This is a genomic window from Collinsella sp. wc0529 (assembly GCF_046116875.1).
Lineage (GTDB): Bacteria > Actinomycetota > Coriobacteriia > Coriobacteriales > Coriobacteriaceae > Collinsella.
Map to the genome: position 1 here is coordinate 497,741 of NZ_JBJXBO010000002.1, position 14,363 is coordinate 512,103.

Below are 14,363 nucleotides of genomic sequence, written 5' to 3' on the forward strand. Positions count from 1 at the left end.
GTTTGCCCAGATAAAACCTGCCAAAATAAACCTGACCTTTTTGGCAGGTTAGATGGTGAACTCGGCGAAGTTGCGGTCGTCGCCTGCGGTGCCGGTGTCGTCTGTTGCGGCTGTCGGCGCCAGCGCGTCGCCACCGACGCTTTGCAGCAACTCGGCCACGTTAGCATCGGGGTTTTGACACAGGATATCGAGCAGTTCGATAAAGTCGCGGATGACTTCGCGGGGCGTCAGATGCGTGTCGGCCCCCACGCGGCCAAACTCAATTTTGAGGAAGTCCACCAAGTCGTTCTCGGTAAGCGTGGGCGTCCAGCCAAAGTAGCCGGCATGGATCTGCATGAGCTTTTCGATGAGCACCAGCAGCTCCTCGTAGGTGAGCGGCTGCAGGCGGATGATGGGCGCGAGCATGTCTTTGAGATCATCGCGCGCAAAACGGCCCTGAGCGAGACGGCTCCGAAGGGCCTCGTAGGAGAACACGCCGCGGCGGCGGTCTTCGATGGAGGTTGGCGTGCCGCCCATGATCATGCCCAGGTACTGCGCCTTGCCCTGGAGCGTGTCGTTGTACATGGTCAGGATCTTCTCGTAGTTATATTGGCGCGTGATCGCGTTGGGAATCTTATACAGATTCACGAGCTCGTCGATGAGCACCAGCATGCCCTTGTATCCGCTGCAGACCAAAAAGCGTGCAATGAGCTTAACGTAGTCGTACCAATCGTCATCGCTGATGATGGTCGAGGAGTCCAGCTCGGCGCGCGCCTCGCTCTTGGTGCGGTACTCGCCGCGGATCCATTTGGTCACGCGGCTCATAGCTTCTTCGTCGCCCTCGGATACGGCCGCGCGGTAGCGGCGGAGCATGCGGGCGAAGTCGAAGCCGTGGACCATTTCCTCGAGCGGGGCCAGTTGGGCATTAACGGCAGACTCGTCGGCGTCGGCACACGAGGCGACCCAGCGATCCAGGATAAGGTTGAGCGCGCCGCCCTCGGGGCGCGTCTTGGTCGATATGTTGCGGATGAGCTCGCGATAGGTGGCGAGGCCCTGGCCCTGGCCACCCTGTAGGCGGCGCTCAGGGGAAAGGTCGGCATCGGCGACCACAAAACCTTCGCCCATGGCATGCGTTCGGATGGTCTGGAGCAAAAAGCTCTTGCCGGCGCCGTAACGACCAACTAGGAAACGGAAGCTTGCGCCGCCATCGGCGATGAGGCTCAGGTCGGTGAGCAGAGCACGGATCTCGACCTCTCGCCCCACGGTGATATAGGGAAGGCCAATGCGCGGGACAACGCCGCCCTTGAGCGAGTTTAGGATAACGGCAGCGACGCGTTTGGGTACGCGGGGCGCTGCGGATGTGGTATCACTCATGGTCTAGGTATCCTCTCACGTCTGCTTCGTAATCCTCGATAATCTGCGGCCCTGCCGCGCTAAATTCAATTACGGTGTCGCCCACCAGGTCAAAGAGCGCCTCGTTGATGGTATCGACGAGCATGTCCTCGCTCTGGCCCGAGTGCGCCACTGCCGATGTCGCTTGCGCTGCGTTTTGCTCGAGCAGTGCGCGAAGGAAGGCATCTGCGGCGGGCGCGAGTTTGTTCGCAGCTTCGATGGGCGCGGGCGTTACGGGTGCGGGCGCAGACACGAGGAGCGGTGCCACGACGTCAAACTCTTCGGTGGAGACGGTCGGCTCGTCGGGTTTGTCTTGCTGTATGGTCATCTCGCCAGGTTCGGCAGTCATGTCGGGCGCAGACTCGGTGTTCGGTTGCTCGATAAGCGTCGCCTCGACTTCCACAGGCGCGCTGTCCTCGCGCTCTTCGTCGATTAAAAGCGCTTCGCGCGTTTGCGCGGCGGCGCTTCGAATGTGCCCCAGCTGACTCAGATCGATATCGATCTTGACGGGCTGGTGTGCGGCGTCCCACGAAAGCCATGCCACAATCTCGTCATCGATAATCTTAGCCAGATATTTGGGGACCTTCTCTTCCTTAAGGGGATGGCCGGGATCCAGTGCCAAGCGCAGACGCTGATCACAAGCGCGCATTATCTCACCGAGCTTGCTACTTTTTTGTCTGCTGCCGTGGATGCGCATACATTCCCAAAAGCCATTTTGGCAGCGGTAGATGTGAATGGGGTCCAGGCGATATTCGCAGTCCTCGTGGCGCTCGGGCGCAAAGAACACGGCCGAGGCAAACATGGTGTAGGGCATGGCCGTCTCCTCCCCAAACAAGCTCGCTACGATGTCGGTCTTTCGGTGCGTGTCATAGTAGCGCGCCATACGGACATACACGGCGCATGCCACGTGGCGCAGGTCGCGATGGTGGGAACGGTCGAGCCGTGAGTTATTCAGGTTGTACGTCGAGAGTGCGTCGATGGCAGCCATGAGCCGCTCCTCATGCGCCTCATCGGGCGGAAGGGGAAGCGTGGGCTCGGAGGTCTTGCGACGTTTGGGGGGCAGGTCCGACGGCGCCGGCGCGGGTACAAGGTCTCGTGCTGCGCGGCGCAGCTCGATGAGGGCGTTGTCGAATGCGACGGTTTTAGAGTCGCGAAGCAGCTTGGGGTCGAGCTCATGGAACACGGCATAGTCCTGCAGCCACACGCGTGCGAACCGGTCGATGCCGGGTTCAAAGGCGCGATAGGCATCCCAAAATGCTTTGATCTTGTCATAGCCGTCACGCGGATTGTCGATGCCAATGCCACAGATCAATTCGTAAAGATACAGAAAAGCAAACGAGGTCGATGTCTCCTCGATATTGCCGCGGCGCACTTGGGCACGCCAGGTAAAGTAGCCGCGCAACTGTCGATCGCTCATGGCATTGTAGGTGGGAAAGTACGACTTAAAGGTGCCGTTGTAGGGGCAGTCGTCCTCAAAGTCGGCCATCAGCAGGCCTTGGCGGTAAAAGAGCTCCGCCTCCGATAGCCAACGTCCCGCGCCGCCTTTGGGATCCTCTTGCCAGCGTGATATCTCGCGCATCTTGCGGTATTGGTCGGGAAGGAAGTTCTGCATCTGACGACCGGTTTTGAGAATCGGCTCGTCTGCGTAGACTTCATGTGAGAAGCGGGCAGACTGATGGGTCCGGGCCTCGGCCATAATGCGCTCGATGAGCATCTTGATGTCCTGGTCGGCCACCGCTTCTCCTCTCGAACGCAGCTACGGTGACCTCATATCATAGCACAGCATCAAACAGATGTTCGAGATACCGCTGTGTTGATAGATTTAGAACAGGAGGGCGTAGATGACGGCGATGACGACGGAGGGAAGCATATTGGCCGTGCGGAAGGTCTGAGGACGGATGAGGTTGACGCCGACGCAGAAGATGAGCATGGAGCCTACGAGCGAAAGGCTGTTGAGGGCCGCTGTGGTCATGATGGGCGAGAGCGCGCCGGCAAACAACGTGATCGTCCCCTGGAACACGGCTACGGGCAGGGCCGAGAAGATGCAGCCGCGTCCGAGCGACGCCGTCATGGTGCAGACGATGACGCAGTCCAGCGCTCCCTTGAGGGCGAGCGTGGACCAGTCGCCGAGCAGGCCGTCTTGGATTGATCCCACGATAGCCATGGCACCGATGCAGACGGTGAGTGAAGTCGAGACAAAAGCGTTGGTGAACTCGTTATCGCCCTCACTGCCAGTCTTGCGCTTGAGCCATTCGCCAAGGTTCTCGATGACGGCTTCCAAGTTGACGGCCTCGCCGATGAGCGAGCCGAGGGCGAACGAGACAATGAGCATGGTGGTACCAGTGGTCGCCAGCGCCTCCCCATCGATAAGGAGCATCTTTTGCATGGTGCCGCCAAGGCCGATAAACAGGACGCACAGCCCCGATGCTTTCATGAGCGTGTCTTGGATGCGCGGTGTAATGAAGCGGCCGCCCGCTAATCCCAAAAGACCGCCCGCAACTAAAAGCACAACGTTGATGATTGTTCCCAAGCCCGGCATGAGCCCTCCTGTATTGATGCCAACGTGGCAATCGTAGCAGAACGAAATGCGAGGCACATCGCGACTCATCTAATACGTTATATAAGTGGTGTTAGGAATGATGCGCAGTATTTAAGCCTCAGGTGGTTGTCGGGACATAGGGATAGTAGTCAAAGCGCAGCGTCATAAGCCGCTGTGGGGATTCAATAGCCGCGGCAATGATATTGGCATCGCGGGCACGATCAAACCCTTCGAGTTCGATCTGATACGAGACGTCTTGCATAATGTCCAGACGTCGCCAGGCTAGGAGTGTGTCACCATCGAATTCCAAGGTCTTGCCTCCGTCTGGAGCAACGGCGTATAGACGCAGCTTGGCGGTGGTTGCAGGGTCGACAACCGTGACCTTTTTAATTTCGTTTCGAGTATTCTTGGCGCCCAACAAGGTGAGCAGTGTTGGGGCCACGACCTCGCCCGATGGCAAAAAGACGACTTCGATGGATTCAGGAAATGCGATGATAGCCGACTTGCGGACGGGCTGGTTGGCGGCGGCAACTTCGATGTTCGCAGCGTCGATGACCTCTGTGTGGTCGAGCGCGGCAAGCACGCAGCAGTTACCTTCATCGATCTCTTGAGGATCAGCAAGCCCCAGGCTGTCCGCGAGCTCGGGATTGTTTGGATCGGTAGCGGGCTCATTCGGTGCTTCGAAAGAAGCTGGGACGCCGTTTGTCGGCGACGGCGTGTCGCCCGCACCTGCTTCTTTGACCGCGCTCTCCTCTTGTATGGTTGTGTTGATGGGTTCGTCGTTTGAGGGGAGCGTCTTGGCGTCAAGCGCGGAGGGGAGAATTCCGATGGCTCCGGATCCGTTCCACTCCATTTCGAGAAGCGCCGGGTCGGCAAGAATGCATTGCCTGCTTTGCGCGTGGGCATCGATTTCAATAGGGCCTGCCTCTATCCCTCGTGTAAGGCTGAGTGATCCGGCTGGCTTCTCGAAATGAGCGTCTGTGTCTTTGGTGCTGACGGCGTAGAACAGCAGGGACGCTTCTCCCGCCGCGATGGCATCGGCGCCGGCTTTGGTCAGCCGCAACGATGCCGTGAATGAGAGGGTGGGCTGCACATCGTCTGCATTCGCGGCGGCGCAGCCCAGGCATATACCGCCTCCTTTCTCGAAAAGCGCACCGTCGAAGGCGACCTTCGCTCCGTTCGCCGAGTCATCGACCGAAGCGATGTCGATGCGCAGCTCTAAATTGCAAGGATCGCCATCCGCATCGAGCACAACCGAGCGCCACGTGCAGACGGCGCACCCCGCCTGGGAGACGTTTGCCTTGTTCGAACGATTGATATCCACGACTATCGAGTCGTCCGTGTTACGACGAAGGCATCCCGAGGTTGAGATTGCGGCCTGTGCGATCGAAAAACGCTTGCACGCAATGGCGCTCGACGGATTTGGTGCGGAGCTTAGGGCTGCTGGTAAGGAGTCTGCCATGACGGGAGTCGCGCAAGCGGCGACAGGCGTTCCGGTTGCGAGCGCGCCGCAGAGTGCGACGACGGGCAAAAGGTTCTTCGATGCCATGGGGTCTCCTTAGCTAATTTAGTGCGGTCTGTCCGTGTTTTGTTTCTGGCTGCGTTTGATGTGCAGACCGAGGCCGGCGGTTCCCGCGCCTGCTGCTGTGGCGCCTGCTGCCAAGAGCCATCGTCTGTCGCCTGTCTGCGCCAACGGTTCCTCGCGGTCGCCGCGGTCGAGCTCCGAGAGGTCGACCGTCACTTGCGTGGCGGCCTGAGCCTGTTCTTGCTGGGCAAAGGCCATGGCTGGCCCAAACGCTAGGATGCTGACGGCGGCGGCCAGGGCGACGGCCTTATGCCGTGTGCGCACCGGGCTCGACCGTCCAGGTGATCGTTGCAACCTGATCGCCTTCGCCGGTTACGCGGAAGATGTCGCGCGTGACGCGGGCGACGTTTCCGCTTGTCTTGAGCTTAATTTTGTCCGTGCCGCCGGCAATGCCCTGGTAGCCCATGTCGAAGGCTGCGTTCTTGGAAAGATCGAGGCCCGTCCCTTGCATTGCGGCGCTGGCGTTCTGGAGTGCGCCGTCGGGGCCGACCTTAAAGTCGATGGAGTTCTGTGCGGTTCCGGCCTTGGCGTCGGCGGCAATGGTCCAGGTGTTCATGGCGTCGATCTTCATGTTGGTGACATGGATGCCGTAGGCCGAATGATTGTCGATGGTGGTCGCGTCTTCAGAGGGGCCCTGAAGTGTGCCGTCGGCCTTGGCGACGAAGGGAATAACCGTCGGAACTTTGAACTCAACGTTGTCGATCTCGGTCTTGACCATTACCTTCGTGGTTCCAACACGCCCGGCTGCCATAGCTGGCGTCGGGGCGGCGCCCATTGCGAGCGCGAGCGCGAGCCCTGCACCCACGACGAGCGCTCTGGCTCCGTTCATATTCCTGGTGATGTCCATGGTCGTTCCTTTCTATTCGCCGCGGGCCGTCCCCGCGATGATTGGACGAATGCTGGTGAATCGCGTGCGGTGCCGCGTCGACCGGAAAGCTAGTTCTCGGCTTGCTCAACCCGTACCTTGACGCGTGTCGGGTTGCCGTGGCTGTCATAGGTCTTGGCCTCAAGCGCCTGGATCTCGATGTACGCCTCACCTTCCTCGATGTCGCCGGCGGGGCATGTCTCGACCGTTTTGCCGGTCTCGACCACATCGGATTCGTATATGGTCTCGTCGTTTTGGATGACGCGGAATCGCTGGGGAAATTTATTGTCTTGGACGTTTTGCACGTTGACGCGCAGCTTGCCGTCCTCCTGCAGCTGAGCGACCGGCGCGACCGAAATCGTCATCATGTTGTCGCGGACGATGGCGTCGAGCTCATCTTGGATTTCCTGACGCGTTTTACCCTCTGCCGTCGTGACTGAGGCGCCCGCTTCGGGCACGGGCTGCGACTGCCAGGCGTATAGCCCTACGGCGACAAGGGCGCAGACGATAGCCAGGCAGACAACGACGAGTTTCTTGCGACGCCCCAGTCCTGCAAGGCGGGGCGGCTTCTTCGCACTCATGCGGCGTCCTTGGTGGTATAGACACGTGCGAACGTGGACGGGTCCGCTCCAAAGAGCATGTGAAGCATCAGGCGGCGCGAGTAGATGAGCTCGTCAAAGTCGTGAGGGAGCTCGATGTTGTGGATACGCGCGATGTGGTGGGCGAGCGCCGAGAACGACTCGGGGTCGCAGATAACATCGGTGGTGACGTGGTAGACCGCCGTATCGGGGAACGCCTCTTCGTCGAAAGGCAGGAGATAGGGATCGTCGTCGACCTCGATGGCGACGCCGTACTGGGGCCAGTAATATGCCATGGGAACCTCCCTGCTTCTGGGACCAAAACTTCTATCGGTTTTGGCTGTCGACGCCGACCGTATCAGCCGCTACTTGACCAATTTCTGACCAAATGCTTGACGGATTGACATCTCCGCAGGTAAAAGTCAGTAAAAAATACTCCAACTTTTTTCGAGCGACATTTACGCGATCGGCGACGGCGGGGCGATATGTGTCAAAAGCATCGTCTGCCGAGGAAGCCTTGCCGTTCGCCGAATTGCACGAACGTAAAAATCGCCAATTATGGAGACGGTCTCGAACACGTCGACGAAACGATGCGGTAACATCTCCCTGCAAACACTGTAGTTAGCTAAAGGGGGAGTTCGCGTGTCTGCAACCATCAAACCCTTCACCGACGAGTTCGAAGAGTATGGCCGCGATGAATCTCGCGCATCGGGCGAAGCGTCGAGCATCTCGTTTCCGACAACGGAAGACGAGGTCCGTGCCATTTTGGAAACGCTCCATGCCGAGCGTGTTCCGGTAACGGTTCAGGGCGCCCGAACTGGCCTTGCCGCCGGTGCCGTGCCCCACGGTGGGCATATCCTCAATACTTCCCGTATGAATCGCTACTTGGGCCTTCGCCGCGATGAACAAGGCCAATTTCTGCTGCGCGTGGAGCCGGGCGTTGTGCTCTCGGAGCTGCGTAAGCAGCTGAGCAAGAAGGTACTGCCGACCGCTGGTTGGGACCAGGCGTCGCTTGAGGCCTACGAGGAGTTCCAAGAGTCCCCCGAGCAGTTCTTTCCCACCGATCCCACCGAGGCATCTGCCTGTCTGGGCGGCATGGCGGCATGCAACGCCTCCGGCGCCCGCAGCTACGCTTACGGTCCCATGCGCCCGCATATCACGGGACTCCACGTCGCGCTGGCTGATGGCGATTTGCTTGAGCTTCAGCGCGGCGAGGCTTTTGCCCAGGGCCGCCACCTGTCGCTCGTGACGGCAGAGGGTCATACATTCGAGCTTGATCTTCCTGACTACACCATGCCCAAGACCAAAAATGCCTCGGGGTATTTTGTTGCGGACGATATGGACGCCATCGATCTTTTTATCGGTGCGTGCGGCACGCTCGGCGTCATTACCGAGCTCGAGATCGCCCTGCAGGCGGCACCTTCGGTCGTATGGGGTGTGAGTTGCTTTTTCGATAGCGAAGACAAGGCCGTGTCCTTTACCGATTCCGTGCGTCCCGTGCTGTCCCATGCCGCCGCTATTGAGTATTTCGATGCTGGCGCCCTGGATATCCTGCGTCGCCAGCGCGAGCAGTCGACAGCGTTTGCCTCACTGCCGGCGCTCGACGACGAGGCAAAGGTCTGTGTCTACGTGGAGCTCGACTGCGATGACGAGGCGCAGGCGACCGAGGAGCTGTACCACCTGGGATGGGTGCTGGAGCTTGCGGGCGGTCGCGACGATGCGACATGGGTCGCCCGCACCGAAGTCGATCGCGAGTGCCAGCGGTTCTTCCGCCACGCGGTCCCCGAGAGTGTCAATATGCTCATTGACGAGCGTCGCCGCATCGACCCCACCATTACCAAGCTGGGATCGGATATGTCGGTGCCCAATGCACGCCTTGCCGATGTCATGGCCCTCTATCGCCGCACGCTGGCCGAAAGTGGGCTTGAATCTGCTGCCTGGGGACACATCGGGAACAACCATCTGCATGTGAACATCCTGCCGCGCGATGCGCAGGATTATCGCCGCGGCGGAGAACTCTTTGCCCAGTGGGCTTCCGAGGTCACGGCCATGGGCGGCGCCGTCTCCGCAGAACACGGCGTCGGCAAGATCAAGGCGGGCTTCTTGGAGACGATGTACGGCCACGAGGCCATGGTCGAGTCGGCGCGTCTCAAACTCCAGCTCGATCCTGCCGGCCAGCTGGGTCGCGGCAACCTGTTTACGGAGAAGCTCTTGGATGAACTCGTCCAGAAAGGGGGCGCGTGAAGATGAGTGATTTCCATATGGTGGTATGCGTCAAGGCGGTGCCCGGAAGCACCGAGGTCAAGATGGACCCCAAGACCAATACTATCGTGCGTGATGGCAAGCAGGCGGTCATTAATCCCTTCGATGCAAGTGCCCTCGAATGTGCGCTAGCGCTGAAGGACGACTTTATCGGCTTTGGCATGGACGTGCGTGTGACGGTGGTGTCGATGGGCATCCCCGCGACCGAATCGCTGCTGCGCGACTGCATCGCCCGCGGTGCCGACGACGCGCTGCTGCTGACCGACCGAGCCTTTGCAGGTGCCGATACCCTAGCCACCACCTATGCCCTCAAATGCGGCATCGAGGCACTCGATGAGGACTTTGACCTGCTCATCTGCGGCAAGATGGCAGTGGACGGCGATACGGCCCAGATCGGCCCCGAGCTGGCCGGCGCCTTTGGGATCCCCTGCGTGACCGACGTGAGCTGTGTGCAGAGCGCGGGATTTACGACGTGTGGCTCGCTGGCGCTCGTCCACGGCTGCGATGCCGGCGAGGAGACGGTGTGCCTGGAGATGCCGTGTGCGATGACGACCGCCAAGGAGATTGGCCAGCTGCGCATGCCGAGTATTGCCGGTATTCGCGCGGCCGAGGATGCAGACGTGCGCGTGGCCAGCGCTGCCGACGTAAACGCCGATCCTTCGCGTTGCGGCCTTGCCGGATCACCGACGCAGGTCGTGCGCTCGTTTATGCCCGACCGTGACCAAACGTGCGAGGCCGTTGAGGGAACGGCGTCCGAGCAGGCGGTAAAACTTGCCAAGATTATCGAGGGGATGGCATAGATGAGCGGGCTGATTATCGATAGCGAAGCCTGCATCGGCTGTGGTCGCTGCGTTCGCGCCTGCGCCTCGGGCGGCATTGTGGTGGAGGGCGAGCGCCCCAATCGCTGTGCCCGCGTAACCGACGGCTGTATCCTGTGTGGCGGGTGCGTCGACGCCTGCCCCGTCAACGCCATCTCGATCGAGCGCGACGAGGCCGCCGGTGCGGTAGACCTTGACGCATATCGAGACATTTGGGTCTTCGTGCAGACTGACGAGCACGACGCCGTGGCTCCTGTGGCCTACGAGCTCATGGGCAAGGGGCGCGAGCTTGCCGATGCCCGCGGCTGCCGTCTGGTGGCACTGGTCGGCATGAGCCCCGAGGGCTCGCTCGGGGACCTCGAACACCTGGTTTGTGCCGGCGCGGACGAGGTCCTAGTGTGTCGCGACGAGCGCCTGCGCCAGAACGATGCGGAGGTCTACGCCCGGCTGATCTGCGATTTGGTGGCCGAGCGCAAGCCCGAAGCAATTCTGTACGGCGCGACCGCGTTTGGCCGCGAGCTGGCGCCTGGCGTTGCCGTGCGCCTGCAGACGGGCCTCACGGCTGACTGCACCGTGCTTTCGATGGATACGGAGACGGGCTTGCTGCAGCAGACGCGCCCGGCGTTTGGTGGCAACTTGATGGCCACCATCATTTGCCCCAACCACCGTCCGCAGATGGCAACGGTGCGCCCCGGTATCTTTAAGGCGCCCGAGTTTGACTATAGCCGCTCCAGCACGATCACCCAGGTGATGCTTGCGGAAGACGTTAAGGCCCGTGTCGAGATCTCGATTCCCGCCGAGGAGTGGGGGCAGCAGGCATCGATTGCCGATGCCGAGCGTCTGGTCGTGGTGGGCCGCGGCATCGGCTCCAAGAAGAATCTGCCCCTGATACGAAAGCTCGCCGCTGCCCTGGGTGCCGAGCTTGGTTGCACGCGTCCCATTGTGGAGGCAGGCTGGTTGGAGTATCGCCACCAAATTGGCCAGACGGGTGTATCGGCCTCGCCCAAGCTCCTCGTGAGCATCGGTGTCTCGGGTGCTATCCAGCATCTCGCCGGCATCGGTGGGGCGGAGTGCATTGTCGCCATCAACGAGGACCCGGATGCCCCCATTTTCGGCGCTGCGCAGTACAAAGTTGTCGGTGACGCTGTCGAGGTCGTTGAGGAGTTCCTAGCTCAGCTTGAGCGCTAGGCGCGCGCCAGCCAGGTGCGCATCTCGTTCTTTAGGCGCTCCCAGGTCGCTTGCGTGGTGGGGTCGCTAAAAGGCCGTGCAATGCCAAAGGGCGCGTTGAGCAGGCGGTAGATATCGCCCTGCTCGCGCGCCAGCGCGCGGCTTACCGGATAGACGAGCTCAAACATAAAGCAGATAAGCCCCACCAAGAAGTCGGCGGGCTCATCGCGCTCATCGCGCGTGACGCAGCGGTGCTCGTCAAAGGCGGCCAGCGTCGGTGCCGAGAAGTGGCTGGCGAGAAATGCGTCCTCATCCACCTTAAGGATGGTCTCGACGGTGCTGTCGGCGATGGTGCGCATAATGTCGATCTTGTCACCATCGCGCACGATATCGCAGAAGCTCCACGTGCGCTCGTCGAGCTGTGCGGGTAGACGGAAATCGCTGTGATAGGCAATGCTTGCTCGGATGAGCTCATCTTCTGCCGGGTCATCGATAAAGTCGCGGATGCTCGTTACGGCGGGTGCATCGGCGGGATTCTCGCCAAAGAGGACCTCGATGCCCAGCGCCGCATGGCTCATGCTCTCGGCGTCCTTAAAGGTGTCCCAGCGTCGCAGCTGCTCAAAGCGGCCCATATCGTGTAGCAGGCCGCAAAGCCATGCCAGGTCAATATCTTCTGACGACCAGCCCTGCTCGCGCGCTACGGCATCGCATGCCCCGGCCACGTGGTACGTATGCTCGATTTTGAGCGCGATGCGTGGGTTGGTGGCGTCGTAGGCATCGGTGTAGCTTTTGAAGGCCGCGCGCGCCCGGTCTCGATCGATAGCTGTCATAATGACTTCCTAAAAAGTTGTGTCTTTCGATCCGGTGGCAATTGTAGGTGAACTCGGTTGCTGCCGGATGATGATTCTGCCGTATCGCTACATGCGGCTCGGAGACCTTGTCAGGATGAGAAGCGTATGGTGCTCAAAATCGTTAGAACCGTCTGGCCGGTGATGCTTACCTATGTTGCAATAGGCGCGCCGTGCGGAATGATCATGGGGCAGACGGGAATGGAGCCCTGGATGGTCTTTGCTCTGAGCAGCACGTTTGTGACGGGCAGCGGGCAGTTTATGATCTGCAACCTGTGGCTGGCGGGTGTGCCTGCAGCATCGATCGTCGCGAGCGTCGCCGCAATCTCCTCGCGCTTTGCGCTTTACTCGGCATCGATCGCACCGCATCTGAGGGGTGCCTCGAAGCGTCAGACGCTGGCTGTTGCCGCGACACTTACCGAGGAGGCATATGGCATTTCGCTTGCCAAGTTGGTTGAAGGGGAGGATTGGGGCCCGCGTGAGTCCTTCGTGCTCAACGTGATCCTTATCGCAACATGGGGCGTTTCGTGTACGACGGGCGCCATCGTCGGCGCCGTTGTCGATGTTCCCACCGCCATTGCGGCCTTTGTCTGCACCTCACTCTTTATCTGCCTGCTCTTTTCGCAGCGGCTGTCGCGCGGCAACGTTGTCGCGGCGGTTTCGGGCGCGGTGTCCGTCGCCGTATGCAAGTTCTTGGGCCTCACGAATATTGCCGTGCCGGCAAGCGTCGTGGTCGGCATTGCCATTACACTGGCGTGCGATGCTGTATTTGACGGAAGAGGTGCCCGCGATGCCCGTTAACGAGTTCTTGGTTCTGTGGCTGTCGTCGTGGGCTGCTATCGCGTTCTTTCGCATCGCGCCGGCGTTCGCCTTGCGCGGGCGGACCCTGTCGCCCCGCATTACCGAGGCCCTGGGCTATATCCCGCCCGCTGCCTTTGCCGCGCTGGTCGCCAACGACTTGGTGAGCCCCGGCGCGTTCGACGCGGGACTCTGGCCTGCCTTGGTTCCCTGGATTGCGGCCGTCGGCGTCGTGGTCGTGGCGGTCAAGACAAAATCGATGCTGTGGTGCTGCGTCTCGGGCATCGTACTCTATATTGTCTTGAGCCTTATATAGGGGTGGCGTCGCGGGCGCCGAATCTCGTTCCATCCCAACTTGTCGGATTTTTCACCGAGCTGGTCTATTTCTTCTGGTACCATGGTCAAACTTTACTGTAGCAAAGCGTGACGTGGGCTTTTGTACCCCGTCAGCGGAAATGGGGGTTTCATGGCACAGGAAGCGACCGCCAACGAGCAAAAGAAATTCAAGGTACCGCGCATCCCGGGCGACATCATGATCTATCCGATGATCGTCGGCCTTTTGCTCAATACCTTCTGCCCGCAGGTCTTTGAGGTCGGCGGCTTCTTTACGGCTGCCTGCCGCGGCGGCTCCAACACCATCGTTGCCGCGATCCTGCTGTTTGTGGGCGCCGGCATCAGCTTTAAGTCCACGCCGGGCGCCATCAAGACCGGCATCGTCGTGCTGATTCCTAAGCTTGTAGTGGCAGCCGCGCTGGGTCTGGGCGTCGCGTACTTCTTTAACGATAACTTTTTAGGCCTGAGCTCGGTTTCCATCATCGGCGGCATTACGTTTTGCAACATGGCGCTCTATACGGGCATCATGGGCGAGTTCGGCGATGAGTCCGAGCAGGGCGCCGTCGGTATCCTGTTCTTTACGGCCGGCCCCGCCGTCACGATGATCATCCTCGGTGTCTCGGGTCTCGCCAACATCCCCGTCGGCACTATCATCGGATCCATCCTGCCGCTTGTTATCGGCATGGTCCTGGGCAACTTGTTCCCGTTTATCAAGAACCTGCTGGTCCCCGGCGCCAATCCCGCGATCGCTGTCATCGGTTTTCAGCTCGGTGCGTCCATGAGCCTTTCGAGCTTTATCACCGGCGGTATTTCCGGCATCTTGCTGGGCCTTGTCACGCTGTTTGTCGTCGGTCCCATCACCTTTGCGTTCGAGCGCCTGTGCGGTGGTAACGGCAAGGCTGCCGTGGCTTGCTCCACCATCGCCGGCACGGCTATGACCACGCCGGTTGCTCTCGCCGAGGTCGCGCCGCGCTATGCCGAGCTTGCGCCCACCGCGTATGCGCAGATCGCCACCGCCGTCATCATCACGGCAATCATGGCCCCGATTCTGACCGGCTGGATCGATAAGAAGTTCTGCCACGGCAAAGAGGATCTGTCGCCTGCCGGTGTCGAGGCCATCGAAGAGGCTGTCGCGACCGACATCGATGGCGAGTAGCAATCGATACCCATCAATGATTCCGGCGTGCAGCTCGCGCCGT

General features: G+C 60.5%; 15 protein-coding genes. 6 read left to right on the forward strand and 9 right to left on the reverse strand.

All coding sequences use genetic code 11. The features are described from left to right. Positions 1-48: 48 nt before the first annotated feature. From ACKUTP_RS08785 to ACKUTP_RS08820, 8 genes are all read right to left on the reverse strand, one after another. Positions 49-1,353, reverse strand: coding sequence for an ATP-binding protein (locus tag ACKUTP_RS08785; protein ID WP_409064130.1), 1,305 nt, complete (start codon positions 1,351-1,353; stop codon positions 49-51). Further along, a complete protein-coding gene (locus tag ACKUTP_RS08790) occupies positions 1,346-3,106 on the reverse strand; it encodes a TerB N-terminal domain-containing protein (protein ID WP_409064131.1) in 1,761 nt (586 codons plus the stop codon). Before ACKUTP_RS08790 ends, ACKUTP_RS08785 begins: the two co-directional genes overlap by 8 nt. 87 nt (positions 3,107-3,193) lie before the next feature. Then, positions 3,194-3,910: a DUF554 domain-containing protein gene (locus ACKUTP_RS08795; protein ID WP_349116655.1), complete on the reverse strand. Its 717-nt coding sequence runs from the start codon at positions 3,908-3,910 to the stop codon at positions 3,194-3,196. Positions 3,911-4,028: 118 nt separating this feature from the next. Next, complete coding sequence (locus ACKUTP_RS08800; protein WP_349116656.1) at positions 4,029-5,459, reverse strand: hypothetical protein; 1,431 nt, start codon at positions 5,457-5,459, stop codon at positions 4,029-4,031. Positions 5,460-5,477: 18 nt separating this feature from the next. Then, the gene (locus ACKUTP_RS08805) at positions 5,478-5,693 is read right to left on the reverse strand and encodes a hypothetical protein (RefSeq protein ID WP_006234463.1); all 216 of its coding nucleotides are present in this window, start codon (positions 5,691-5,693) and stop codon (positions 5,478-5,480) included. 49 nt (positions 5,694-5,742) lie between these two features. Then, a complete protein-coding gene (locus ACKUTP_RS08810; protein WP_055310534.1) occupies positions 5,743-6,342 on the reverse strand; it encodes a hypothetical protein in 600 nt (199 codons plus the stop codon). 89 nt (positions 6,343-6,431) lie between these two features. After that, complete coding sequence (locus ACKUTP_RS08815) at positions 6,432-6,941, reverse strand: hypothetical protein (protein WP_409064132.1); 510 nt, start codon at positions 6,939-6,941, stop codon at positions 6,432-6,434. After that, positions 6,938-7,234: a hypothetical protein gene (locus tag ACKUTP_RS08820; protein ID WP_271748673.1), complete on the reverse strand. Its 297-nt coding sequence runs from the start codon at positions 7,232-7,234 to the stop codon at positions 6,938-6,940. Before ACKUTP_RS08820 ends, ACKUTP_RS08815 begins: the two co-directional genes overlap by 4 nt. A 346-nt stretch (positions 7,235-7,580) precedes the next feature. Between ACKUTP_RS08820 and ACKUTP_RS08825 the strand changes: the two genes are divergently transcribed. The 3 genes from ACKUTP_RS08825 to ACKUTP_RS08835 are packed head-to-tail and all read left to right on the forward strand — an operon-like array spanning position 7,581 to position 11,206. Then, positions 7,581-9,182 carry an FAD-binding oxidoreductase gene (locus ACKUTP_RS08825; protein ID WP_409064133.1) on the forward strand — a complete coding sequence of 534 codons (1,602 nt, stop codon included), beginning with the start codon at positions 7,581-7,583 and terminating at the stop codon, positions 9,180-9,182. A 2-nt stretch (positions 9,183-9,184) separates the two neighbouring features. After that, on the forward strand, positions 9,185-10,000 hold the full coding sequence (locus ACKUTP_RS08830; protein ID WP_409064134.1) for an electron transfer flavoprotein subunit beta/FixA family protein: 816 nt from the start codon (positions 9,185-9,187) through the stop codon (positions 9,998-10,000). Then, on the forward strand, positions 10,001-11,206 hold the full coding sequence (locus ACKUTP_RS08835; RefSeq protein WP_409064135.1) for an FAD-binding protein: 1,206 nt from the start codon (positions 10,001-10,003) through the stop codon (positions 11,204-11,206). It begins immediately after the preceding gene. On the opposite strand, the gene ACKUTP_RS08840 is transcribed toward ACKUTP_RS08835, so the two are convergent. Continuing rightward, positions 11,203-12,015 (reverse strand): HD domain-containing protein, encoded by an 813-nt coding sequence (locus ACKUTP_RS08840; protein ID WP_409064136.1) that lies wholly within the window; start codon positions 12,013-12,015, stop codon positions 11,203-11,205. The two genes, ACKUTP_RS08835 and ACKUTP_RS08840, sit on opposite strands and share 4 nt — an antisense overlap. A 162-nt stretch (positions 12,016-12,177) precedes the next feature. Between ACKUTP_RS08840 and ACKUTP_RS08845 the strand changes: the two genes are divergently transcribed. The 3 genes from ACKUTP_RS08845 (at position 12,178) to ACKUTP_RS08855 (ending at position 14,320) form a co-directional block, all read left to right on the forward strand. Next, positions 12,178-12,834, forward strand: a complete 657-nt coding sequence (locus ACKUTP_RS08845; RefSeq protein ID WP_409064232.1) for an AzlC family ABC transporter permease — start codon at positions 12,178-12,180, stop codon at positions 12,832-12,834. After that, positions 12,824-13,147, forward strand: coding sequence for an AzlD domain-containing protein (locus ACKUTP_RS08850; RefSeq protein WP_006234452.1), 324 nt, complete (start codon positions 12,824-12,826; stop codon positions 13,145-13,147). The genes ACKUTP_RS08845 and ACKUTP_RS08850 overlap by 11 nt, the downstream gene beginning before the upstream one ends. 150 nt (positions 13,148-13,297) lie before the next feature. After that, on the forward strand, positions 13,298-14,320 hold the full coding sequence (locus tag ACKUTP_RS08855; RefSeq protein ID WP_409064137.1) for a 2-keto-3-deoxygluconate permease: 1,023 nt from the start codon (positions 13,298-13,300) through the stop codon (positions 14,318-14,320). The last annotated feature ends 43 nt before the right edge of the window (positions 14,321-14,363 follow it).

Excerpts from the sequence above, each read along its gene's own strand:
- ACKUTP_RS08820 (WP_271748673.1), bottom strand. The coding sequence starts at position 7,234 with ATGGCATATTACTGGCCCCAGTACGGCGTCGCCATCGAGGTCGACGAC.
- ACKUTP_RS08840 (WP_409064136.1), bottom strand. The coding sequence starts at position 12,015 with ATGACAGCTATCGATCGAGACCGGGCGCGCGCGGCCTTCAAAAGCTAC.
- ACKUTP_RS08830 (WP_409064134.1), top strand. The coding sequence starts at position 9,185 with ATGAGTGATTTCCATATGGTGGTATGCGTCAAGGCGGTGCCCGGAAGC.
- ACKUTP_RS08800 (WP_349116656.1), bottom strand. The coding sequence starts at position 5,459 with ATGGCATCGAAGAACCTTTTGCCCGTCGTCGCACTCTGCGGCGCGCTC.
- ACKUTP_RS08850 (WP_006234452.1), top strand. The coding sequence starts at position 12,824 with ATGCCCGTTAACGAGTTCTTGGTTCTGTGGCTGTCGTCGTGGGCTGCT.
- ACKUTP_RS08805 (WP_006234463.1), bottom strand. The coding sequence starts at position 5,693 with ATGGCCTTTGCCCAGCAAGAACAGGCTCAGGCCGCCACGCAAGTGACG.
- ACKUTP_RS08785 (WP_409064130.1), bottom strand. The coding sequence starts at position 1,353 with ATGAGTGATACCACATCCGCAGCGCCCCGCGTACCCAAACGCGTCGCT.
- ACKUTP_RS08855 (WP_409064137.1), top strand. The coding sequence starts at position 13,298 with ATGGCACAGGAAGCGACCGCCAACGAGCAAAAGAAATTCAAGGTACCG.
- ACKUTP_RS08795 (WP_349116655.1), bottom strand. The coding sequence starts at position 3,910 with ATGCCGGGCTTGGGAACAATCATCAACGTTGTGCTTTTAGTTGCGGGC.
- ACKUTP_RS08815 (WP_409064132.1), bottom strand. The coding sequence starts at position 6,941 with ATGAGTGCGAAGAAGCCGCCCCGCCTTGCAGGACTGGGGCGTCGCAAG.
- ACKUTP_RS08845 (WP_409064232.1), top strand. The coding sequence starts at position 12,178 with ATGCTTACCTATGTTGCAATAGGCGCGCCGTGCGGAATGATCATGGGG.
- ACKUTP_RS08810 (WP_055310534.1), bottom strand. The coding sequence starts at position 6,342 with ATGGACATCACCAGGAATATGAACGGAGCCAGAGCGCTCGTCGTGGGT.
- ACKUTP_RS08835 (WP_409064135.1), top strand. The coding sequence starts at position 10,001 with ATGAGCGGGCTGATTATCGATAGCGAAGCCTGCATCGGCTGTGGTCGC.